Source organism: Polaromonas sp. YR568 (assembly GCF_900116715.1).
In the GTDB taxonomy this organism is placed as follows: domain Bacteria; phylum Pseudomonadota; class Gammaproteobacteria; order Burkholderiales; family Burkholderiaceae_C; genus Polaromonas.
Genome location: NZ_FPBM01000003.1, coordinates 113,925 through 135,029 on the forward strand (window position 1 = coordinate 113,925; position 21,105 = coordinate 135,029).

The 21,105-nt window shown below is 61.4% G+C and carries 21 protein-coding genes; 16 read left to right on the forward strand and 5 right to left on the reverse strand.

Features of this window, described 5'->3' with window-relative positions:
- Positions 1-136 precede the first annotated feature (136 nt).
- The 11 genes from phnD (BM408_RS08025) to BM408_RS22695 all read left to right on the forward strand — a co-directional run bounded on the left by phnD (BM408_RS08025) (position 137) and on the right by BM408_RS22695 (position 11,458).
- Complete coding sequence (phnD, locus tag BM408_RS08025; RefSeq protein WP_092129485.1) at positions 137-1,003, forward strand: phosphonate ABC transporter substrate-binding protein; 867 nt, start codon at positions 137-139, stop codon at positions 1,001-1,003.
- Positions 1,000-1,860 carry a phosphonate ABC transporter ATP-binding protein gene (gene phnC / locus BM408_RS08030; protein ID WP_092128776.1) on the forward strand — a complete coding sequence of 287 codons (861 nt, stop codon included), beginning with the start codon at positions 1,000-1,002 and terminating at the stop codon, positions 1,858-1,860. The genes phnD (BM408_RS08025) and phnC overlap by 4 nt, the downstream gene beginning before the upstream one ends.
- Positions 1,857-2,675, forward strand: a complete 819-nt coding sequence (phnE, locus tag BM408_RS08035) for a phosphonate ABC transporter, permease protein PhnE (RefSeq protein WP_092128778.1) — start codon at positions 1,857-1,859, stop codon at positions 2,673-2,675. Before phnC ends, phnE begins: the two co-directional genes overlap by 4 nt.
- Positions 2,675-3,919 carry a phosphonoacetate hydrolase gene (gene phnA / locus BM408_RS08040; RefSeq protein ID WP_092128780.1) on the forward strand — a complete coding sequence of 415 codons (1,245 nt, stop codon included), beginning with the start codon at positions 2,675-2,677 and terminating at the stop codon, positions 3,917-3,919. The genes phnE and phnA overlap by 1 nt, the downstream gene beginning before the upstream one ends.
- 10 nt (positions 3,920-3,929) lie before the next feature.
- Positions 3,930-5,033, forward strand: coding sequence for an iron-containing alcohol dehydrogenase PsrA (gene psrA, locus BM408_RS08045; protein WP_092128782.1), 1,104 nt, complete (start codon positions 3,930-3,932; stop codon positions 5,031-5,033).
- Positions 5,030-5,824, forward strand: coding sequence for an SGNH/GDSL hydrolase family protein (locus BM408_RS08050; RefSeq protein ID WP_092128784.1), 795 nt, complete (start codon positions 5,030-5,032; stop codon positions 5,822-5,824). The genes psrA and BM408_RS08050 overlap by 4 nt, the downstream gene beginning before the upstream one ends.
- 103 nt (positions 5,825-5,927) lie before the next feature.
- Positions 5,928-7,382, forward strand: a complete 1,455-nt coding sequence (gene phnY, locus BM408_RS08055; RefSeq protein WP_092128786.1) for a phosphonoacetaldehyde dehydrogenase — start codon at positions 5,928-5,930, stop codon at positions 7,380-7,382.
- Between the two features lie 41 nt (positions 7,383-7,423).
- Positions 7,424-8,395 (forward strand): phosphate/phosphite/phosphonate ABC transporter substrate-binding protein, encoded by a 972-nt coding sequence (phnD, locus tag BM408_RS08060; RefSeq protein ID WP_092128788.1) that lies wholly within the window; start codon positions 7,424-7,426, stop codon positions 8,393-8,395.
- A 281-nt stretch (positions 8,396-8,676) separates the two neighbouring features.
- Positions 8,677-9,516, forward strand: a complete 840-nt coding sequence (locus BM408_RS08065; protein ID WP_175541724.1) for a hypothetical protein — start codon at positions 8,677-8,679, stop codon at positions 9,514-9,516.
- Between the two features lie 36 nt (positions 9,517-9,552).
- The gene (locus BM408_RS08070) at positions 9,553-10,476 is read left to right on the forward strand and encodes a DUF3800 domain-containing protein (RefSeq protein WP_175541725.1); all 924 of its coding nucleotides are present in this window, start codon (positions 9,553-9,555) and stop codon (positions 10,474-10,476) included.
- Between the two features lie 196 nt (positions 10,477-10,672).
- On the forward strand, positions 10,673-11,458 hold the full coding sequence (locus BM408_RS22695) for a hypothetical protein (protein WP_139237319.1): 786 nt from the start codon (positions 10,673-10,675) through the stop codon (positions 11,456-11,458).
- Between the two features lie 8 nt (positions 11,459-11,466).
- On the opposite strand, the gene BM408_RS08080 is transcribed toward BM408_RS22695, so the two are convergent.
- Genes BM408_RS08080 through BM408_RS08095 form a run of 4 tightly spaced genes read right to left on the reverse strand, consistent with a single transcriptional unit; the run spans position 11,467 to position 14,531 of the window.
- Positions 11,467-11,970: a chloramphenicol phosphotransferase CPT family protein gene (locus BM408_RS08080; RefSeq protein ID WP_092128796.1), complete on the reverse strand. Its 504-nt coding sequence runs from the start codon at positions 11,968-11,970 to the stop codon at positions 11,467-11,469.
- The gene (locus BM408_RS08085) at positions 11,967-12,503 is read right to left on the reverse strand and encodes a hypothetical protein (protein WP_092128798.1); all 537 of its coding nucleotides are present in this window, start codon (positions 12,501-12,503) and stop codon (positions 11,967-11,969) included. The genes BM408_RS08080 and BM408_RS08085 overlap by 4 nt, the downstream gene beginning before the upstream one ends.
- Before the next feature lie 47 nt (positions 12,504-12,550).
- Positions 12,551-13,285, reverse strand: a complete 735-nt coding sequence (gene lolD, locus BM408_RS08090) for a lipoprotein-releasing ABC transporter ATP-binding protein LolD (RefSeq protein WP_175541726.1) — start codon at positions 13,283-13,285, stop codon at positions 12,551-12,553.
- Positions 13,278-14,531, reverse strand: coding sequence for a lipoprotein-releasing ABC transporter permease subunit (locus BM408_RS08095; RefSeq protein WP_092128800.1), 1,254 nt, complete (start codon positions 14,529-14,531; stop codon positions 13,278-13,280). The genes lolD and BM408_RS08095 overlap by 8 nt, the downstream gene beginning before the upstream one ends.
- Before the next feature lie 114 nt (positions 14,532-14,645).
- Between BM408_RS08095 and BM408_RS08100 the strand changes: the two genes are divergently transcribed.
- The 3 genes from BM408_RS08100 to BM408_RS08110 all read left to right on the forward strand — a co-directional run bounded on the left by BM408_RS08100 (position 14,646) and on the right by BM408_RS08110 (position 18,512).
- Positions 14,646-15,767: a hypothetical protein gene (locus BM408_RS08100; RefSeq protein ID WP_092128802.1), complete on the forward strand. Its 1,122-nt coding sequence runs from the start codon at positions 14,646-14,648 to the stop codon at positions 15,765-15,767.
- A 20-nt stretch (positions 15,768-15,787) separates the two neighbouring features.
- A complete protein-coding gene (recJ, locus tag BM408_RS08105) occupies positions 15,788-17,524 on the forward strand; it encodes a single-stranded-DNA-specific exonuclease RecJ (protein WP_092128804.1) in 1,737 nt (578 codons plus the stop codon).
- Between the two features lie 409 nt (positions 17,525-17,933).
- Complete coding sequence (locus BM408_RS08110) at positions 17,934-18,512, forward strand: DUF2325 domain-containing protein (protein ID WP_092129489.1); 579 nt, start codon at positions 17,934-17,936, stop codon at positions 18,510-18,512.
- 21 nt (positions 18,513-18,533) lie between these two features.
- Here the strand turns inward: BM408_RS08110 and BM408_RS08115 are convergent, their stop codons facing one another.
- A complete protein-coding gene (locus BM408_RS08115) occupies positions 18,534-19,202 on the reverse strand; it encodes a glutathione S-transferase (protein WP_092129491.1) in 669 nt (222 codons plus the stop codon).
- Positions 19,203-19,324: 122 nt separating this feature from the next.
- On the opposite strand from BM408_RS08115, the gene BM408_RS08120 reads away from it, so the two are divergent.
- Together BM408_RS08120 and BM408_RS08125 are read left to right on the forward strand one after the other, a co-directional pair.
- A complete protein-coding gene (locus BM408_RS08120; protein ID WP_092128806.1) occupies positions 19,325-20,185 on the forward strand; it encodes a 3',5'-nucleoside bisphosphate phosphatase in 861 nt (286 codons plus the stop codon).
- Positions 20,182-21,090 (forward strand): DMT family transporter, encoded by a 909-nt coding sequence (locus BM408_RS08125; protein WP_175541727.1) that lies wholly within the window; start codon positions 20,182-20,184, stop codon positions 21,088-21,090. The genes BM408_RS08120 and BM408_RS08125 overlap by 4 nt, the downstream gene beginning before the upstream one ends.
- Positions 21,091-21,105 lie beyond the last annotated feature (15 nt).

The following is a 21,105-nucleotide window of genomic DNA, read 5'->3' on the forward strand; positions in this document are numbered from 1 at the left end:
AGAACGCGGCGCCGGCTCCCGATTCATTTTTGTCATCAGCGTTTCATACTGGTCGTGAAAACTCCTCACGGGCAGTTTCGCCCTGAAAAAAATGGAGATTTTTATGCACCACCTACATAACGGAGACAAACACATGATGAATCGCAGAAAGGTGTTGATCAGCACCGCGGCCGCTGTGGCCGGCACCGTGGCACTACCCGCGATCGCGCAGCAACAGGTCCTGACGGTGGGCCTGATTCCATCCGAAGATTCCCGCGCCATGATCGCCAACAGCCAGGCCATGATGGACATGCTGTCCAAAGCGCTGGGCATGCCGGTCAAACCCTTTGTGGCGGCCGACTATAACGGCGTGATCGAGGCGCTGCGCTCCAAACGTCTGGATGTGGCTTACCTGGGCCCCTTCTCATATGTGCTGGGCACGACCGTCGCCGAGATCGAGGCGTTTGCCGTGGCCGAGACCAAGAAGGCCGGGCGCACCTTCTATCACAGCCAGATCATTGCGCACAAAGACAGCGGCATCAAAACCGTGAACGACCTCAAGGGCAAGAACTTTGCGTTTGTGGACCCCAGCTCGACGTCCGGCCACCTGTTCCCCAAGGCAGGCCTGATGAAAATGGGCTTCAACCCTGAAAAGGATTTCGGCCGCGTCATCTTCTCCGGCTCGCACGATTCCAATGCGATTGCGGTGCAAAACAAAAAGGTAGACGCCGCCGCGATTGCCGACCGCATCCTGGACGCCGCCATTGCCAAGGGGCTTGCCAAGCGCGAAGACATCACGGTGGTCTGGCGTTCCGACCCCATCCCTGAATCCCCCACGGTGTGGCGCAAGGACTTGCCTGCGGATCTGAAAAAACGCGTGCAGGCCGCCTTCCTGGAGGTGAAAGACATTCCCTGGTCTGACCAGGGCGTGCTCAACGGCTTCAAGCCGACCACGGATGCGGACTACAACATCATCCGCGACACAGCCAAGCTGCTCAATCTTGACCTGAAGAAAATGAAATGATCAACATACGCAATCTCTCCAAGCGCTACGGCGACTTCGAAGCGCTGCACCACATCGACCTCTCCGTCAGCAAGGGGGAGTTCGTGGTCATCCTCGGCGCCTCGGGTGCGGGCAAGTCCACCTTGCTGCGCTGCATCAACCACCTGACCGAGCCGACCACCGGCGAGATCCAGGTGGACGGCGTGCAGTCGCGTGGCGACCGCGCGGGCCTGCGCCGCGTGCGGCGCGACGTGGCCATGATCTTTCAGCACTACAACGTGGTGCCCCGCCTCTCGGTGCTGAAGAACGTGCTGACCGGTCGCCTGTCGGCCATGCCGGCTGTGCTGTCGTGGTTCCAGATGTTTCCGCAGGAAGACATCAAGATTGCCCGCGAAAGCCTGCGCCGGGTGGGCCTGGAGGCCAAGGCCGATGTGCGCACCGACACGCTGTCGGGCGGGCAGAAGCAGCGTGTGGGCATTGCGCGCGCGCTGGCCCAGCGCCCCAAGGTGATTCTGGCGGACGAGCCGGTCGCCAGCCTGGACCCCAAGACCTCCCGCAGCGTACTCAGCTGCCTGCGCGAGGCCAGCCGCGAAAGCGGCATCACCGTGATCTGCAACCTGCACCAGGTCGACTACGCCCTGGAATTCGGCGAACGGATCATCGGCGTGGCGGGCGGCCGCATTGTGTTTGAGGGCCGGCCCGACGAGCTGACCGAAGAGGCCCTGCACCGCATCTACCCTGAAGGCGTTGACACGCCCGCGCAGGTCAAACAACCGGGCACTGCGCCTCACGCGGCGGTCACCGCAGCAGTAGCCACGGCCCGCCCCGCCCCGCCGCTGCTGCCTTCACAACAAGCTTTCACCCTGGAGAAATCATGATCAGCATCGGACGCTACAACTTGCTGGTGGGCGCCAGCGGCGGCAACGCCGGCTGGTGGAAATACCTGGTCGCCGCGGCCGGCGGTGTCGGCATCATCTGGTGGGCCGCCATCGGCAGCCAGGTGAGTGTCTCGGAGCTCGTCAAGGGCGCGCCGTGGATCGCCGACTTCCTAGGGCGGATGTTTCCGCCCAACTGGGAGTTCGCCAAAAAACTCGTGAACCCCGCCATCGAGACCGTGCAGATCGCCGTCTGGGGCACGCTGCTGGCCATCATCCTGGCGGTGCCGGTGTGCTTTCTGGCGGCGCGCAATATCTCGCCCAGCCTTGCGGTGTTCCATTTCACGCGCCAGCTGCTCAACATCATGCGCGGCATCAATGAGATCATCCTCGCGCTGATCTTTGTGGCGGCCGTCGGGCTGGGCCCCTTCCCGGGTGTGCTGGCGCTTGCGCTGCACGGCGCCGGCATGCTGGGCAAGTTTTTTGCCGAGTCGATCGAAGACATCGACCAGGGCCCTATCGAGGCGCTGCGCTCTACCGGCGCGGGGCCGATACAGACCATCATCTTCGGCGTGATACCGCAGGTCGTCACGGCCTGGATTGCGGTCATCCTCTACCGCTTTGAGACCAATCTGCGCCAGGCCACGGTGCTGGGCATGGTGGGCGCGGGCGGCATCGGCTTTGAACTGGTGGGCAGCATGAAGCTGTTCCAGTACCAGGACACGGCCACCTGCATTCTGGTGATCGTCGCCATGGTGATGACGGCCGACTATGTGTCCAGCAAGCTGCGCGCCTGGATCCAGCAAGGAGCACGCTAATGGACCGCAAACTGACCAGCGTGAACGCCAACGGCCGCAACTACAACATCCCGGCACGGCCGGTGGTGGTGGTCTGCGTCGATGGCTGCGAGCCGGACTACATCACCCAGGCCATCGAGGCCGGTATGGCGCCCTATATGAAGCGCATGCTGGAAAAAGGCACGTCACTGGTGGGTGACTGCGTGGTGCCCAGCTTCACCAACCCGAACAACCTCTCCATCGTGACGGGTGCGCCGCCCTCGGTGCACGGCATCTGCGGCAACTACTTCCTGGACCCGGCCACGGGCAAGGAAGTGATGATGAACGACGCCGCCTACCTGCGGGCCGGAACCATCCTGGCCGCACTGTCGGATGCCGGGCTCAAGGTGGCGGTGGTGACCGCCAAGGACAAGCTGCGCAGCCTGCTGGGCCACGGCATGACGGGCATCTGCTTTTCAGCAGAAAAGGCCGACAAGGCCACGCTGATGGACGGCGGTATTGAAGGCGTGCCGGCGCTGGTGGGCAAACCCGTGCCCTCGGTCTACAGCGCCGACCTGAGCGAGTTCGTGTTTGCGGCCGGCGTGAAGCTGCTGGAGACGGAACGGCCCGACGTGATGTACCTCTCGACCACCGACTATGTGCAGCACAAATGCGCGCCCGGCACAGACGGCGCCAATGATTTTTACGCGATGATGGACGACTACCTCGCGCAGCTTGACATGCTGGGCGCAGTGATTGCGCTCACTGCCGACCACGGCATGAGCCCCAAGACCGATGCCGCCGGCAATCCCCGCATTGTCTTTTTGCAGGAGGTGCTGGACACGCTGGCCGGCGCCGGCGAGGGCCGCGTGATCTTGCCGATTACCGACCCCTACGTGGTGCACCACGGCGCACTGGGTTCGTTTGCCACGGTGTACTTGAAGGACACCGCGTCAGCCCCCGCCATCACCGCCCAGCTGCGCGCCATCGACGGCATTGAAACGGTATTGACGCGTGGTGAGGCCGCCCAGCGTTTCGAGCTGCCGCCCGACCGCATCGGCGACCTGGTGGTGATCTCGGACCACCTGACCGTGCTGGGCACCCGCGCCTCCGAGCACGACCTGAGCGGCCTGACCGTGCCGCTGCGATCGCACGGCGGGTTGTCGGAGCAAAAGGTTCCGCTGCTCTTTAACTGCCGTCTGCAAAACCTGCCCGAGGGCCGCCGGTGGCGCAACTTCGACATCTTCGACCTGGCGCTGAACCACGCCCGCGTTACGACTTCCTAGAGAGAGATTCATGACCGTCAATTACCATAACCCCGTGCACAGCGTGTACGGGCCGGGGGCCCTGTTGTCTCTGCCTTCCTTGCTGGCCGGCCGCAAGGCAGTGCTGGTGACCTTTCCGGAGGCTCGCGACATCGGCCTGCTGGGCCGCCTGCAAGAAGTGCTGAAGGACCAGCTGGCCGGCGTGATCGACCAGGTGCGCCCCAACCCCGATGTGGTGGAGCTCGCCCCGATGTGGGAGCGCTTCTGGCGCGAACATGCCGACACGGAAGTCATCATCGCCGTCGGCGGCGGCAGCGCCATCGACACGGCCAAGGCGTTGATGGTGGGCAACAGCAACAACCGCTTTGACGAACTGCTCGCCGGCCTGGCGGGCGAGGCCGCATTTGCGCCCACGCGCTTCAAGACCCTGATTGCCGTTCCCACCACCGCCGGAACCGGCAGCGAGGTCACGCCCTGGGCCACCATCTGGGACAGGGAGCAGAAGAAAAAATACTCGCTCCACCTGCCGCAGACCTGGCCGGCCTTTGCCGTGATCGACCCCGAGCTGATGCTCTCGTTGCCGGCCGCGGTCACGCTGCAAAGCGGGCTGGATGCACTGTCGCACGCCCTCGAATCGATCTGGAACGTCAACGCCAACCCGGTCTCCGACACCTTTGCCGTGGCTGCCGTGCGCGACACGCTGGAGGTGCTGCCCAAACTCATGCAGCAGCCCACCAACCTGGCGCTGCGCGGCCGCATGGCACTGGCCGCGCTGAAAGCGGGCATGGCGTTTTCCAACACCAAGACGGCGCTGGCGCATTCGATTTCTTATGAGATGACTTTGCGCCACGGGCTTCCCCACGGCATTGCCTGCTCGTTCCCGCTGCCTATGGTGCTGGAGCTGGCGATAGGCCAGCGCGCCGACCGTGACCAGGTGCTGGAGCAGGCCCTGGGCGCACCGCTGGCCGACGCGCCGCGGCGCCTGTCGGCCTTTATCGAAAGCCTGGGCGTGAAAACCCGCTTTGCCGATTACGGCGTGGGCGAAGAAGAAGCCCGCAAGATGGTGCTGCATGCCCAGGGCGGCGCACGCGGCAAGAATTTCATTGGCACCCTGAACACGGGGATAGCCGCATGACCTCCATGTTCAACCTCAAAGCGCCTTTGCGTTCCGCGCTGCTGATCCTGGTGCTTGCGTTCGGCGTGGCCTCCTGTGGCACCGCTCCCCAGACGCAGCCGTCCAGGAACCTGGGCCACGTATTGCTTCTGGGCGACTCCATTACCCAGGCCGCCGTGGGCAACAAAGGCTATCGATACCCGCTCTGGAAGCATCTCGTCGACGGCGGCTATCAGTTCGATTTCATCGGGTCACTGACGCATAACTTCGATGCAAACAACACGGCAAGCACCACGTCAGTCTCGCCCTATCCGGATTACGCCGGCCGCAAATTTGACACCCGCAACGAAGGCCATTGGGGCTGGAAGACGACCGATATTTTGGGTAAGACCGCGCCAACACGCACACCCGGCACCGGCGCCGGCAAGCTACCCGACTGGCTGGCCGGCTACACGCCGGACACGGTGGTCATCTTGCTTGGAATCAACGACATACGCGTGGCGAGCGCACAGAGCGTTGCAGCCACAAAGGCCAACATGAAGATGATTCTTGATGCACTCAAAGCCGACAACCCGAAAGTCCTGATCTATCTCGCTTCGGTCCTTTCGACCAAGGCGGACTTCGCAGAGCCGCAAAAGATCAGGGAACTCAATGAAGCCTACAAGGAACTTGCCGGGCAGTACGCTGCTATCCGATACATCAACATCTACCCGAAATTCGACCCGGCGATCCACTCCTATGACGGTGTACACCCCAACTCCCAAGGGGAACAGGTTCTTGCCGACGCCATCTACGAGGCTATGAAGCGGTAGCAGAGAAATTCAGTCATCCCCAGCGCCCCAGCATTGAACTCCCTTCGGCGACATCAGCTCGCGGCAAAAAAACTTAATCGCCCCTCAACACGGAGATAGCAACATGACCACCAATCCATCCCTGAAAGACAGCCCCCTGTTTCGCGAAGAAGCCCTGCGCATAGGCGGCGAACGCCTGCTGCGCGAGCGCACCATCGCCATCCACAACCCCTTCAACCGCGAGCGCATAGGCACCGTGCCCATGGCCACCCTCGCCGACGTGCGGCAGGCTTATCGCATCGCGCAGGCTTACCGGCCGACGCTGTCGCGTTATGAGCGCTCCAACATCCTGAACCGCGCATCGGCGTTGTTGCGCGCCCGCGCCGACGAGGCTTCCACATTGATCACACTGGAATCGGGGCTGTGCAAGAAGGACTCGATGTATGAAATCGGCCGTGTGGCCGACGTGCTGGTCTTCGGCGCCAATGAGGCTTTGCGCGACGACGGGCAGGTGTTCTCTTGCGACCTGACACCGCACGGCAAAAAACGCAAAGTCATCACCACACGCGAACCGCTGCTGGGCGTGATCACCGCCATCACCCCCTTTAACCACCCGATGAACCAGGTGGCGCACAAGGTGGTTCCCAGCATTGCGACCAACAACCGCATGGTGCTCAAGCCGTCTGAGAAAGTGCCGCTGTCGGCCCTCTTCCTGGCCGACATCCTGTATGAGGCCGGCCTGCCGCCCGAGATGTTCCAGGTCGTCACCGGCGACCCGCGCGAGATTGCCGACGAAATGCTCACCAATGAGCATGTGGACCTGATCACCTTCACCGGCGGTGTCTCCATCGGCAAATACATCGCCGGCAAGGCCGGCTACCGCCGCATCGTGCTGGAGCTGGGCGGCAACGACCCGCTGATCGTGATGGACGACGCCGACCTCAACAAAGCGTCTGACCTGGCGGTGCAAGGCAGCTACAAAAACTCAGGCCAGCGCTGTACCGCCGTCAAACGCATGCTGGTGCATGAAAAAGTGGCCGCCGACTTTACCGACCTGGTGGTCGAGAAAACCCGCAACTGGCGCCACGGCAACCCGATGGATGCCGGCAACGACATTGGCACCGTGATCGACGAAGCGGCGGCAAGGTTGTTTGAAACCCGCGTGAACGAAGCCGTGGCTCAAGGCGCACGCCTGCTGGTGGGTAACCAGCGCGACGGCGCGTTGTACTCCCCCACCGTGCTCGACAAGGTGCGGCCCGAGATGACTCTGGTGCGCGAAGAGACCTTCGGCCCCGTCTCGCCCATCATCACCTTCAGCAACATCGACGAAGCCATCCAGATATCCAACGGCACCGCGTTTGGTTTGTCCTCAGGCATCTGCACCAACCGCATGGACGACGTGACGCGCTTCGCCAAAGAACTCGTGGTGGGCACGGTGAACCTGTGGGAGGTGCCCGGCTACCGCATCGAGCTGACGCCGTTTGGCGGCATCAAGGATTCAGGCCTGGGCTACAAGGAAGGCGTGCAGGAAGCCATGAAGTCCTTCTGCAACGGCAAGACATTTACCATGCCCTGGTAATCATCAGGTGCGCCGCCCGAACCGGTATTTCCAGGCGCGTCATGCTCCAAGGGGGAATGGCGCTGGCCATTCCGCTGCCAGGCCAGGCGGCAGAGCCCGCGGGGCTCACCCTTGGCCTCATCGCACCGACCTCTGAAGAACAGACGATCACCGGCTGGCGGCCTCTGGCCGATGCGCTGGGGCAAGAGCTCAGGATGCCCGTGAAGATGGTGGCCTCCAAGAACTATGCACAAATCTCCGACGCGCTGATGGAGGGCCGTGTACAGGTGGCCTGGCTCAACAACGTACTGGCGATCAACGCGGTGGAAAAAGACGAATCGCAGATCTTTGCGCAGATGGTTCGCCTGGACGGGCAGAACGGCTACAAATCTGTGCTGCTTGCCCGCAAGGACGGCCCGCTCCGCGCCCTGGAAGGCGTGCTCTCGAAACCGGGGGCCTACAGCCTCGGCCTTGCGGACAGGAAATCCACCTCGGGCTTTCTGGTGCCGAGCTACTACATCTTCTCAAAGAACAAGATAGACCCCGACAAACACTTTTCCCGCATCGTGCATGGCAGCCACCGCGACAACTTTCTGGCGGTAGCAGAAGGCAAAGTTGACCTGGCCATCAACAACACGGAAGACATGGCCCTGTTCCGTGCCGAGTTCCCCGAGAAGTATGCGGCGCTGCGCGTCATCTGGGAGTCGCCGCTGATTCCCGGCGACCCGCTCCTCATGCGCAAAGACCTGCCTGCAGTCACCAAAGAAAAGATCCGCAAATTCATCCTCGCCTATGGGCGTAACGACACGGAAAAGTCCACCCTCAAGGCGATCAAGATGCTTTCGGGCTTCAAGGCTTCATCCAATTACCAGCTGCGCCCCGTCGCAGACCTGGTTCTCTTTGAAAACCTCAGCAAGGCCATGGGCGCACAAAAGTCCGACCCCGAAAAGTTCGCCGCGACCATGGATGGCTTGCAAAAGCGGGCGGCTCGGCTGGATGCAGTGTTGAATGCGAGCCGGCTGGGGACGCCTTAGAGTCTGGTCTTCATGGCTGGTGTTTAGCTGAACAAGCGAGCGACTCTTAGCAAAGTGCTGTAAGTGGCCAGCCTGCCGGAGGAAGCGCCACCCACATTGCAACGCGGCGGCGACCCAGCGCGAGCGTAACTAGCCCGCATTCGAGCTATCGAGATTCACAGCTAGGCGCCACCAAACCAGTTCATAAACAGTCCATCCGCTCACTGCAGCAGCGTTGCGGAAACCACATTGAGGTTGTAACCGCAAAACGCTCCATCTATTCACTGGGCGCACAATAAGCTATGGCAATGACAATCGCACCAAATGGAATCGGTGGATACAGCATCACTCAAAAATTGGTGCGACCTGTGGTGTATCTGGATCATTGGGCCGTCCGCCTTTTTGCGGACGATGGTTCAATGCAAAAGCGATTCATTGAAGCCTTGCATCGATCACAAGGTACATGGCTGTTCTCCAACGCGAACATCATGGAGTTCATCGCCATGACCGATCTGCAACAAGCTGCGAGTGGTGAAAGGTTGCTACTTCGAGCGATGCCCGCGCTGTACGTCGCAGATACGACTCTCGATAAAGGCTTTCTTTTTGTTGAAGGAGTCGCTGAGCACCCTGATGCTCCGGATCAGCATTGGCTACTACATGATCTTGGTGCGCGAGCTGCTATTGTGGGAGGCACATGGAACACGCACAGGTTTCTTCAGGACGCTATTAACGCCAAAGAGCAACTATTACCGCTCTTCGTCGCCATGAAGGCCGGGGTATCGAAAGCGGTTATGGCCCTCACAAAGGATGAGAGGCGGCATCACAATGCGGTTCGATTCAGACCTGCGCCTGGAATGACCTTGCGCGATGCATTGAGCGCGGAGTTAATACGTGACCCTCACATTGACACTCGCTACGTCTTTGATGACAACGATGCAATGGACTTTATCCATGCGGTGCCCGCCGCCGTAGTGGCTGACTTGATATTGCTGGACGCTGGGTGGTGTCACAAGATTGAGAGGGCAACGAAGCGATTGCGGCGAGGTGGTGTAACGGGAAAGCTCGCCACTTGTTATTCAAAGAGGTCAATTGACGAATTCTTGGGTGCGCTGGAATCTTGGAAGATGCCATCTAGTGGGTGAGAGATTGAAAGGCAGTGCTTAATCAAAGGAGTAGGCGTGCTTCAAGCTTTTGTGGATGACTCGGGAAGTGCGGACGCATCGCGACTGTATTTGGCAGGGTATATACACCGCACAGAGACTTGGAGGGATTTCAGTGCAGACTGGCAGGAAGCGCTTAACGAAGCGCCTCACCTCAAGTCCTTGCACATGACTTCTTCTTTTCGCGGCTGGACGCATGACCAGCGGGAGGCGAAGTTGCTTCGGCTCGCAGCAGTTATCGGCAAGCACAAACCTCTCTCGTTGACCTGCTCGATCAACAAGAGCGACTATAAAGCGCTTGTAACCCCAAACGCGCCTTACGATCTGCGAGACCCGTACGGCGTTTGCTTTCAAGCATTCGTCGTTACGGCCGTACGATTGGCAAGTCACTTCAATATCAAGGAGCAGATAGATTTCGTTTTTGACTGCCAAGGCAGCTCTGGGAGCAATGCCGCTCTTTGGTATCCGCTAATAAAACAACTCCAAGAGACGTGGATCAAAGAAATGATGGGGGCAACCCCGATTTTTCGCTCTGACGACGATGTTCTGCCACTGCAAGCAGCAGACATGCTTGCTTGGCATAGGCGAATTCTTTTTGATCCACACTGCAACGCCTTCAATCGGAAGATTGCCAACGCAATCGTTTTCAATCATGCCGAGCTTGAGGTTCCCCTTGAGATGATGCAGTCATGGGGGAAAGCATTTGCAGCTACACCGGGAATCGAGCGGGTTAAATCCAAACGTGGGTCAGTCAAGCGTGACATTGCCAGGATCATCCAAGAGGTTCCAGAAGATCAATTAGTTCCGTACATGAATCGCATGCACGAGCGCGGTATGCGCACGCATCGACTAAAGAAATTCTTGAACAGGCTTGACCTCGAGAGTTCTAAGAAAGGGCTTCGAAAACTAGCTGCTCGACTGAGCCGGTTTCTTGGTTTTTAATAAAGGTAATAGCACCTTAACGACGCTCTAGTTTTTTCGCCCGTTGCTGCACTCAGCACCCAGGTCTTTGATAGTGAGTTTAGGGTTGCAGAGAGCCTGAACTCATTAGGCTGACCAGCGTCTGCCATCTCCAGGAATTGAGAATCGAGATGCTGATGGTGATTGTCATTTTCGATCAAAACGTTACATTCAATACATGCCTAAATATGCCCGTGATGTGAAGCTAAAGAACTTGTCGATTTCCATCGACAACCTGGAAGCACTTGGCCAGGCTGTGCAAGCGTGCGTGGCGAACTGCGCTCCTGACAGCTTGGGAACACCGAACCGCCTTTCATTCATTCTTCGAACGGAAACGCTTGGAGTTCGCTTAGATACTGTTGGTGAGTTTACTCAAGCCTTTTTAGCCGCTCCACGTGTTGACTGGATAACCGCAAACTTTGAAAGTGGGCTGCTGCAAGACACATATAAAAAGGAGGGAAGTTCGTTTGATGTGAGACTCGATAGGACAGATGCGAGCATGTGCTTCATCGCAGTGGCATCGGACAATGAGCAGTGGGCAGCCTCAACGTTCCTAATGATGCAAGAAGCGGTGAAGCCATTACGCAATCGGCACTATTTAATTCGGAACGCATTCACCCAGATGCTGATTCAAGTTGCCGGCGTAATTGCCGGCGTAGGGTTGAGCTTGTGGGGAGCCTTAAAGTTAGAACCTTGGCTAAAGTTGCCAAATGCGTTCGTTTTCGTTTTTGTAATATTTCTACTACTCTTCTCCAACATCTGGGGACCACTTAACCATCTGATACTTCGTTTGGTTGATCGAGGATTCCCGAACGTGCGATTTATCCAAAAGGGTAAGGAGCATTGGCATTGGGTCCCTCAAGCGCTGGTCGGGGGAACGATTGCTGCAATTCTCTGGGCCGCAGCGACTGCAGGTAGCTCAGTTGTCACCGAAGGCATCAAGTCCATTCTTAAAGGCGCTTGATTAGTTGGTCACAAAACTCTCTGCGCCCGCCACTCGCTCCACCGAGCAGCAATATCCGCAGCGATTTTCGCCGTCGGCTCGGTTGAATCAACAGTCATGTCGTAACGACAGAAGCCGTGCGTACGCAGATGAAACTCTGCTTCCCCCACATCCCGGTTGCCGCGGGCCAGCTCGCGGCGCTTGAGTTCTTCGACGGGTGCATGCACACCGACCCAAAACACGGCATGGCCGGCGAGCAGTTGTTGCAGTGTGTCTGCCCAGGACTGGGCCTCGACGATGTGTTCTACCAGGAGCTGGTTGCCCGCATCGGCAAAGGCCGCGATGGAACGGTGGAATCCGTCGAAGAAGCGCTCGCGCTCCCTGGGATTGCGCGCGCGGGGGCGAAAACCCGCCTCAGCCAGCTGGTCGGAAGCGTAGTAACAAAAGGGTTGGGGTAGCGCGGCGCGCAGTGCGTGTGCGATGGTGGTTTTGCCGGCGCTTGATGTGCCGTTTAAGAAGATGATGTCGCTCATCGCCTGGGTTCTCCGGAAGGGTGGAACGTCCGGCGCAGCGCTTGCCTTGCATAGGCAGAGAACTTGCGAGCAGCTACAAGAACTATTACCAGAAACCCCAACCACGCGAGTCCGATGTAAGGCCCTATCTGCTTCTGCCGTGCCGCACGACTGTCGTAGTCGTAATAGATATTCTTCGCAGAGCGAACGTCCCAGACTTCCGGATACTCTTGCATGAACAAGTCGAACTCACGTGCGGTTCGCACCTCAAGCTTTGTTCCGACCATCTTCTTGAAAATGTTGTGATCACCCACACAAGGTAAACGGAAAGAATGGTCACCGTCGGCATCACGCACTTTCACGACAAAGTCTCTGCCATTGCGGGACGTACCGGTGCAGTCACCTACTGCAATAGCCTCGCCTGAGATGAGCTGAAGGGAGTTGAAACTGGGCGTGGTTCGAAAGGCAGACCAAACGCCATGCGCGCCGAGCACTACGAAAAACGTGATGACTGCCGCTGCAGACACCATCTCGAACGCGAATAACCTGCGCATGCAACAAGAACTTCCAGTTCGTTCGAATTACACAGCGGTGAAGTTCTTCAACTCCACTCCGACAAACGCCCCGACACCAATCTGAAGCGCCGCCCGCAACGCGAGGCCAGCGTTTCATCGTGGGTGACCAGCACAAAGGCGGTGCCGAAGTCGCGTGCTAGTTGCAGCATGAGTTCAAACACACCGTCTGCCGTACTGCGATCCAGGTTACCGGTGGGCTCGTCTGCCAGCACGCAGGCTGGCTGGGTGACGAGCGCGCGTGCGATGGCCACGCGCTGGCGTTCGCCGCCTGAGAGTTCTGCGGGGCGGTGGTGGATGCGGTCTTTGAGGCCTACGGCGGCCAGCATTTTGGTGGCGATGCGGGCGCACTCCGCGGGGGATTCGCGGCGGATCCACAAAGGCATGGCTACGTTGTCGAGTGCGCTGAACTCAGGCAGCAGGTGGTGGAACTGGTAGACAAAACCCAGGTGCTGGTTGCGCAGCTCGCCTTGCTGTTGGGGCGACAGGGCCGAGAGGGTTTTGCCTTTCAGCTCGACCTGGCCGCTGGTGGGGGCGTCAAGCCCCCCCATCAAGTGCAGCAGCGTGCTTTTGCCGGAGCCTGAGGCGCCGACGATGGCCAGCGTTTCGCCGGCGTGCACTTGCAGGTCTACGCCGTGCAGCACGGTCAGGTCGATCATGCCTTCGTGGAAGCGTTTGGTGAGGCCGCTGGCTTTGAGGACGATTTCGCCGTTTGCGTTGGCGCTTTGCAGTGTTGCGGTCATGTCGTTTTTGAGTTCACTCATAGCGCAGGGCCTCCGCCGGGTTGACGCGGCTGGCGCGCCAGCTGGGGTAGATGGTGGCGAGGAAAGCCAGCACCAGCGAGATAACGGCAATCGGCATGATGTCGGCGTATTGCGGCTCGCTGGGCATGCGGCTGATGAGGTAAATGTCTTTGGGCAAGAAGCTGGCGTTGAGTGCGCGCTCAATGGCGGGCACGATGACGTCGATGTTGAAGGCGATGCCCAGGCCGAGGATCAAGCCTGAGAGCGTGCCGATGACACCGACCAGCGCGCCCTGCACCATGAAGATTTTCATGATGCTTTTGGGGCTGGCGCCCAGGGTGCGCAGGATGGCAATGTCGGCGCGCTTGTCGGTGACCGTCATCACCAGCGTGCTGACCAGGTTGAATGCGGCCACGGCGACGATGAGCGTGAGGATGATGAACATCATGCGTTTTTCAAGCTGCACGGCGGCAAACCAGGTTTTGTTCTGGCGCGTCCAGTCGCGAATGAGCAAGTCGCCGCTCAGGCTTCTGGAGAGTTCAAACGCCACTTCGCGCGCCTGGTGCAAGTCTTTGAGTTTGATGCGTATGCCGGTGGGGCCTTCGAGGCGGAAGATTTTGGCGGCATCGTCCTGGTGCATCATGATCAGGGCCGAGTCGTATTCGTAGTGGCCGGAGTCAAAGGTGCCGACCACCGTCATCTGCTTCAGGCGCGGCACCACGCCGGCCGGGGTGACCTGGCCGCTGGGTGCGATCAGGGTGACGGTGTCGCCCTCACGCACGCCCATGGCGCGGGCCAGCTCGCCGCCTAGCACCACGCCGAAGTTGCCGGGCACCAGCTTGGCCAGCGTCGGGCCGGATGTGACGGCGAGGTCGGTGACCTGGCCTTCGAGCGCCGGGTCTATGCCGCGCACCAGGGTGCCCTTCATGTCTTCACCGCGGGCCAGCAGGGCCTGGGCGGCGATAAAGGTGGCGGCGCCGGTGACTTGGGGGTTGGCCTTGATTTCGGCCAGCGTTTTGGCGGGGTCCGGCAGGGCCACGCCGCCGGGCGCGAAGACCTCGATGTGCGAGATGACGCCCAGCATGCGGTCGCGCACTTCCTTCTGGAAGCCGTTCATTACGCTCAGCACGATGATGAGCGCAGCCACACCCAGTGCAATGCCCAGCATGGACACGCCCGAAATAAAAGAGATAAAGCCGTTGCGCCGGGTGGCGCGGCCGGCGCGGGTGTAGCGCCAGCCCAAAATCAGCTCATAAGGAATTTGCATACTCAGCCTGGTAGTCGTTGCCGGCCGCTGGCGGCCAACTCAAACGGATTCTTGGAGGGTGCGGTTTGAACGCCAAATTTGAACGCCAATTGTGGCATCCCGGACAATAGCCCCATGTCAGCCAATTCCCCCACTCCTTTCAACGGCCCGCAGCTGCTGATTCCCTTTGCGGCCAGCAGCGCGGAGGCCTGGCTGCCGGCGATGAAGGCGCTGCCGGCCGGCAGCATGCGCAACCTGAACCAGTTGCTGAAAGGAATGAAGTCAGTGCGCACTGATGTGGCGGACGCCCACACGCTGTCGCCCCCGCACGAGCGCGCGCTGGCGCAGGCGCTGGGCGTCGCCAGCCCAGAGACGGCCGACGGGCTGATTCCGTGGGCGGCGCAGGATGCGGCGCAGCACCTGCCGGATACCGCGGCCGGCAAGGCCTGGGCCTGGATCACGCCCTGCCACTGGGCCATGGGCCGCGAACACGCCACGCTGACGGACCCGGCCGCGCTGAGCCTGACGGAGGACGAATCCCGCACCTTGCTGGCGGCCATGCAGCCCTACTTTGAGGACGACGGCATCACGATTCACTACCTGCCCGCGCTTGGGCCGTCGCGCTGGCTGGCTGAGGGCGAGGTGTTTCGCAGCCTGCCCACCGCCTCTCTAGATAGAGTGCTGGGCCGCAATGTGGACCCCTGGCTGCCCAAGCAGAGCAAGGATGAAGCTGGCGTCATAGCCCGCAAGATGAAGCTGCTGCAAAACGAAATGCAGATGCTGCTGTATACCCATGCGCTGAATGACGAGCGCGCGGCGCGGCGGCAGTTGCCGGTGAATTCTTTCTGGCTGAGCGGCACGGGCGCGCTGGCTTCTGCGGATTTTCTCCCTCTCCCCCTGGGAGAGGGCGGGGGTGAGGGCCTGCAGCCTCCAATCAATCCAGGACAAGTGCAAAGGCCGCCAGCCCTCACCCCAACCCTCTCCCAGGGGGAGAGGGAGCAAATTGCCGTGCCACGCAGCCTGGCGCAAGCCGTCTTCGCCGATGACTGGCAGGCCTATGCCCAGGCCTGGGCCGCACTGAATGCCGGCGAGATTGCACAACTGCTGGCGCGCCAGCGCGCAGGCGAGGCCGTGCGGCTGACGCTGTGCGGCGAGCGCGGTTTTCAAACCCTTGAAACGCACACCGCCGGCTTCATGGCCAAAATTGCAGGCCTTTTTGCGCCACAACCCGCATGGTTCGAGCGCAATCAGCTATAAAAAAGATAGTAACTATTTTTATGAAAATTCAGGTACGCGATGTTCCCCCGCGCAGCGTCTGGGCGCTGCAGCAGGCCGGCATTCACCCGCTGCTGGCGCAGCTGTATGCCGCGCGCGGCGTGCACACCGCCGATGAACTGGACGACGGGCTGGCGCGGCTGCTGCCACCCGCCTCGCTGCTGGGCGTGCAGCAGGCGGCGCAGCTGCTGGCTGACGCGATGGCCGCCGGCAAAAAGATTTGTGTGGTGGCCGACTATGACTGCGATGGCGCAACCGCCTGCGCGGTGGCGCTGCGCGGCCTGAAGCTGCTGGGTGCATCGTTCCCGGACTTAAAAGTCACCTACCTGGTGCCCGACCGCGTGACAGACGGCTACGGCCTGACGCCGCCGATTGCCGAGCGCGTCAAAGCCGGCGGCGCCGACGTGCTGGTGACGGTGGACAACGGCATTGCCAGCATAGACGGCGTGGCGCGTGCGCGCGCCCTGGGCATGCAGGTGCTGGTGACAGACCACCACCTGCCCGCGCTGAAAGACGGCGAAGTGGTGTTGCCCGAGGCGGACGTGATCGTCAACCCGAACCAGCCGGCCTGCACCTTTGAGAGCAAATCGATTGCCGGCGTGGGCGTGATGTTTTATGTGCTGCTGGCGTTGCGGGCTGAGCTGCGCACGCGCGGCGCGTTTGATGCGGCGAACCAGCCCAAGCTGGATACCTTGCTGCCGCTGGTCGCGCTGGGCACCGTGGCCGACGTGGTGAAGCTGGACGCCAACAACCGCCGCCTGGTGGCGCAGGGCCTCAAGCGCATACGCGCGGGCCATATGCCGGCGGGCGTGGCGGGTTTGTTCAAGGCGGCGGGCCGGCAGGCGCCTGCGGCCACCACCTTTGACTTTGCCTTCGCCCTGGGCCCGCGCATCAACGCCGCGGGGCGGCTGAGCGACATGACGTTGGGCATCGAATGCCTGCTGACGGACGACGCTGCACGCGCCGAAGAGCTGGCGCAGATGCTGGACGGCATCAACCGCGAGCGCCGCGACATCGAGGCCGGCATGCGCGAGCAGGCGCAGCTGGCGGCCGACGCGATGATTGACGACGATGAAGAGCCTCCCCCGGCGATCGCCATCTTTGACCCAGAGTTTCACGAAGGCGTGGTCGGCATCGTGGCCTCACGCATCAAAGACCGGCTGCACCGGCCGACCTTTGTGTTTGCCGCCAGCCAGGCTGACGGCAAAGAGCATGAGCTCAAGGGCTCGGGCCGGTCGATCCCCGGGTTTCATCTGCGCGACGCACTCGATTTGGTGACCAAGCGCCATCCCGGTGTGCTGCTGCGCTTTGGCGGCCACGCCATGGCGGCGGGCTGCACGATTGCCGAAGAGAATTTTGAGCTGTTTGAGCAGGCGCTGCAGCAGGTGGCGCACGAATGGCTGGACGCCGCCACGCTGACACGCCGCATGGACACCGACGGCCCACTGGCCCCTGAATACCGGCGCGCCGACCTGGTCGACACACTGCACAAGGAGGTCTGGGGCCAGGGCTTTGCCGCGCCTACCTTCAGTGAAGAGGTGGAAGTGGTGTCGCAGCGCCTGGTGGGTGAAAAACACCTGGCGCTCAAGCTCAAGCACCAGGGCCAGCCGGTGGACGGCATCTGGTTTGGCCATACCGAGGCCCTGCCGGCGCGGGTGAAGCTGGCCTTCCGGCTGGATGCGGACGAGTGGCAGGGGGTGAAACGGGTGCGTTTTCTGGTCGAGGGTGCGGAGCTCTGAAAAGCCCGGAAAGCCCGGAAAATCCGGCCAAAAATGCTGCCGGCCATGCATTTTCCGGAGCCAAATAGGGATTTTATCCAGCAAGCACGGGCGTAAGCAGCTCCCGAATTAATAGCAGAGCAATTTTTCCCGCTTGCCTGAAAACGGCATAAGAGCAGCACAAATCTTTATGCCAAATGAGAGCAATTCTCATTTAAGATGAGCTTTGCCCTCTTCTTTGCCCTCTTTTCTCTTTTTTCGTTCCAGCTTTCTGGAGCCACCCATGCAAGCCTGCCCATCACCGATTGCCCTGCCCGGCCTGGACCGTGAACACCGCGCGCTGCTCGCCCAATATGGCGAAATCCAGAAGCGCTGCAGCGCCGTGATTGCCGCGCAGGCCGCGGAAATCGCGCGCCTGCAAGCCCAGGCGATGCGGCTGCGCGCGGCGGCGATGGTCAGGGAAACGGCGCTGGCCTGGGAGCGTGAAGACCGGCTGGCGCTGGAAGCCGCCATCCCGGGCCTGCCGAAACGGCTGACGCTGGCGCGCCGGGTGGAATGGCTGGTGGGCCGCGTGCATGATTTGCAGGCCGCGATGCGCGAGCGGCTGGGGCGCAGCAAAACCACGGCGCCCCTCGCTCTCACAACCGCAGAAACGCTGTCAGCCGCCGTGACGGCGGCCGAGCTCACACCCGGCCTGCATGAAAAATCCGTGCTGTGCGTGGGCGAACAAGGCGACGGCACCACCGTGGCCCAGCGCGTGATTGAAATGGCGGGCGGCCACTTCATGCACCACGCGGGCGACGACCAGTTGGGCGAAGACGCCCTGGAAGCGAGCCTGATTGCCGCCGACCTGGTGATCTGCCAGACCGGCTGCGTCAGCCACGACGCCTACTGGCGTGTGCAGGACCACTGCCGGCGCACCGGCAAGCAGTGCGTGCTGGTTGGGCAGCCGCAGGCGATGCAGTTTGTACGGAGCCGGCAGGTGTTGGCCCCTGTGGCTGACTCTTGATCGCAGGCCGGCGGGGCCCCATCACTGCAGCTCAAACTCCCCGCCACGCTCAATTGCGCGCTGATAAGCGGGCCGGGCGTGGATGCGCGCAAGGAAGTCCATCAGCCTGGGCCGGCTCTCATTGAGCCCGCCGCGCGCGGCAGCGGCCTCGAGCGGAAAGCTCATCTGGATGTCGGCGCCGCTGAAGTCCGCACCGGCAAACCAGTCGCTCTGGCCCAGCGACATTTCCAGAAAGTCCAGGTGCTGGCGCAGTTGCGGCTCGATAAAGGTCTTCTTCACCTTGCCGGCAATGGCGCGGGCAATCGGCTTGGCAAAAAACGGCATGGGCGAGCTTTCGACCTTGTCAAAGACCAGCTTGAGCAGGAGCGGCGGCATGGCCGAGCCTTCGGCGTAATGCATCCAGTAGGTGTAGCGCAGGTGGGCCGGCGTGCCCACAGCGGGCGCCAGGCGGCCGGCGCCGTAGCGCGCGACCAGGTATTCAATGATGGCGCCCGACTCTGCCAATGTGAACTCGCCGTCGGTGATCACCGGCGATTTGCCCAGCGGGTGCACTGCGCGCAGCGAGGGCGGCGCCAGCATGGTTTTGGCATCGCGCTGGTAGCGCTGGATTTCGTAGGGCAGGCCAAGCTCCTCCATCAGCCAGAGGATGCGTTGCGAGCGGGAGTTGTTGAGGTGGTGCAGGGTGATCAAGGGCGGCTCCAAAAGGCTAAGCATCGAATAGTAGGTCATGGCCGGCCCTCTTAAGGACACCGCCGGGACAGGATATGTGAGTACGCACTGCAGCCGGCAGGCATAAAGCCTAAAATGGGTTCGTGACCCCGAAAAACATCCTGAATGCCGATTTGCACTGCCACTCTGTGGTGTCAGACGGCACGCTGACACCCGAGGCGCTGGCCGAACGGGCAAAGGCCAACGGGGTTGAACTGTGGGCACTGACCGACCACGACGAAATCGGCGGCCAGCACCGCGCCGCAGCGGCCGCCAAGGCCCAGGGCATGCACTACCTCACGGGCACCGAAGTCTCCGTCACCTTTGCCGGGCAAACCGTGCACATCGTGGGCCTGGGCTTTGACGCCGACAACCCCGACATGCAGCGAGGCCTGCGCAACACGCGCGGCGGCCGCGAGCAGCGCGCCATGGAAATGTCGGACTCGCTGGCCAAAGTCGGCATCAAGGGCGCGTACGAAGGCGCGCTCAAATTCGTCGGCAACCCTGAATTGATTTCGCGCACACACTTTGCCCGCTTTCTGGTCGAGACCGGCGTGTGCCGCGAAACGCCGGAAGTCTTTCGCAAATACCTGACCGAAGGCAAACCCGGCTATGTGCCGCACCGCTGGGCCAACCTGCGCGACGCGGTGACCTGGATCACCCAGGCCCAGGGCATCGCGGTCATCGCCCACCCGGGCCGCTACAAGTTCACCCCCAACGAGGAATACGCCTTGTTCACCGAGTTCAAGTCCCACGGCGGGCGCGCCGTGGAGGTTGTCACCGGCAGCCACACCCCGCAGGAATACATTAAGTACGCCGAAACGGCGAAAGAATTCGGCCTGGCCGCATCGCGCGGCAGCGACTTTCACAGCCCCGACGAAAGCCACACCGACCTGGGCACCCTGCCCTTTCTGCCCGGCGATTTGACGCCCGTGTGGGAACTGCTGGCGGACCGCATCCAGTGAAGGCCGCGTCGCTTAAAACCACGTCCCACGCTCCGACCGGCATTGCGCTTTTGGTGGCCGCCGTTGCCTGCTTTGCGGTGCTGGACACCACCACCAAGTTCATCTCGACCACCGTGCCGGTGCTGATGGCGCTGTGGTTCCGTTATGCCTTCCAGGCGATTGCCACCACATTGGCGGTGCTGCCCACGCGGGGCCTGGCGGTGCTGCGCACGGCCCACCCCAAATACCAGCTGCTGCGCGGCTTGCTGCTGCTGGGCACCAGCGTGTTTGCCTTCTTCAGCCTCAAGTACATGCCGGTGGGCGAGTTCACCGCCATCGTGATGATCACGCCGCTGGTGATCACGCTGCTGGCGTCGCTGTCGCTGGGCGAGCGGGTGTCGTGGGTGCGCTGGGCGCTGGTGGTGGGCGGCTTTACCGGCACGCTGATCATCATCCGGCCCAGCCGCGACGACTTCAACCTGACCATGCTGCTGCCGCTGGGCCTGGTGGTGTGCAATGCCTGGTTCCAGATTCTGACCAGCCGGCTGGCCCGCACCGAAGACCCGTTCACCATGCATTTCTACACCGGCTGGGTGGGCACGCTGGCCGCTTCGCTGGCCCTGCCCTTTGTCTGGGCCTCGCTGGAATCCTGGACGCTGTGGGCCGCCCTGGGCCTGATGGGCTTCATGGGCACGGTCGGCCATTTCATGATGATCCTGGCCTACGGCCGCGCGCCGGTGTCTACGCTCACGCCGTTTTTGTATGCGCAGATCGGCTTTGCCATGCTGGGCGGCTGGATTGTGTTTTCGCATGTGCCGGACCAGTTGTCGATGGTGGGCATGGTCATGATTGCCGTCTGCGGCGCGGCGGGCGCCTGGCTGGCTGTGCGTGAAAGCCGCGTGACCATTGAGCCCGTTGAATCCTGACCCCCTTGCCCGCAT

Excerpts from the sequence above, each read along its gene's own strand:
- BM408_RS08110 (WP_092129489.1), top strand. The coding sequence starts at position 17,934 with ATGCGGCTGCGCGCGGCGGCGATGGTCAGGGAAACGGCGCTGGCCTGG.
- recJ (WP_092128804.1), top strand. The coding sequence starts at position 15,788 with ATGAAAATTCAGGTACGCGATGTTCCCCCGCGCAGCGTCTGGGCGCTG.
- phnD (WP_092129485.1), top strand. The coding sequence starts at position 137 with ATGAATCGCAGAAAGGTGTTGATCAGCACCGCGGCCGCTGTGGCCGGC.
- BM408_RS08095 (WP_092128800.1), bottom strand. The coding sequence starts at position 14,531 with ATGCAAATTCCTTATGAGCTGATTTTGGGCTGGCGCTACACCCGCGCC.
- phnE (WP_092128778.1), top strand. The coding sequence starts at position 1,857 with ATGATCAGCATCGGACGCTACAACTTGCTGGTGGGCGCCAGCGGCGGC.
- BM408_RS08065 (WP_175541724.1), top strand. The coding sequence starts at position 8,677 with ATGGCAATGACAATCGCACCAAATGGAATCGGTGGATACAGCATCACT.
- BM408_RS08100 (WP_092128802.1), top strand. The coding sequence starts at position 14,646 with ATGTCAGCCAATTCCCCCACTCCTTTCAACGGCCCGCAGCTGCTGATT.
- psrA (WP_092128782.1), top strand. The coding sequence starts at position 3,930 with ATGACCGTCAATTACCATAACCCCGTGCACAGCGTGTACGGGCCGGGG.
- phnC (WP_092128776.1), top strand. The coding sequence starts at position 1,000 with ATGATCAACATACGCAATCTCTCCAAGCGCTACGGCGACTTCGAAGCG.
- phnD (WP_092128788.1), top strand. The coding sequence starts at position 7,424 with ATGCTCCAAGGGGGAATGGCGCTGGCCATTCCGCTGCCAGGCCAGGCG.
- lolD (WP_175541726.1), bottom strand. The coding sequence starts at position 13,285 with ATGAGTGAACTCAAAAACGACATGACCGCAACACTGCAAAGCGCCAAC.
- BM408_RS22695 (WP_139237319.1), top strand. The coding sequence starts at position 10,673 with ATGCCTAAATATGCCCGTGATGTGAAGCTAAAGAACTTGTCGATTTCC.
- BM408_RS08085 (WP_092128798.1), bottom strand. The coding sequence starts at position 12,503 with ATGCGCAGGTTATTCGCGTTCGAGATGGTGTCTGCAGCGGCAGTCATC.
- phnA (WP_092128780.1), top strand. The coding sequence starts at position 2,675 with ATGGACCGCAAACTGACCAGCGTGAACGCCAACGGCCGCAACTACAAC.
- BM408_RS08050 (WP_092128784.1), top strand. The coding sequence starts at position 5,030 with ATGACCTCCATGTTCAACCTCAAAGCGCCTTTGCGTTCCGCGCTGCTG.
- BM408_RS08080 (WP_092128796.1), bottom strand. The coding sequence starts at position 11,970 with ATGAGCGACATCATCTTCTTAAACGGCACATCAAGCGCCGGCAAAACC.
- phnY (WP_092128786.1), top strand. The coding sequence starts at position 5,928 with ATGACCACCAATCCATCCCTGAAAGACAGCCCCCTGTTTCGCGAAGAA.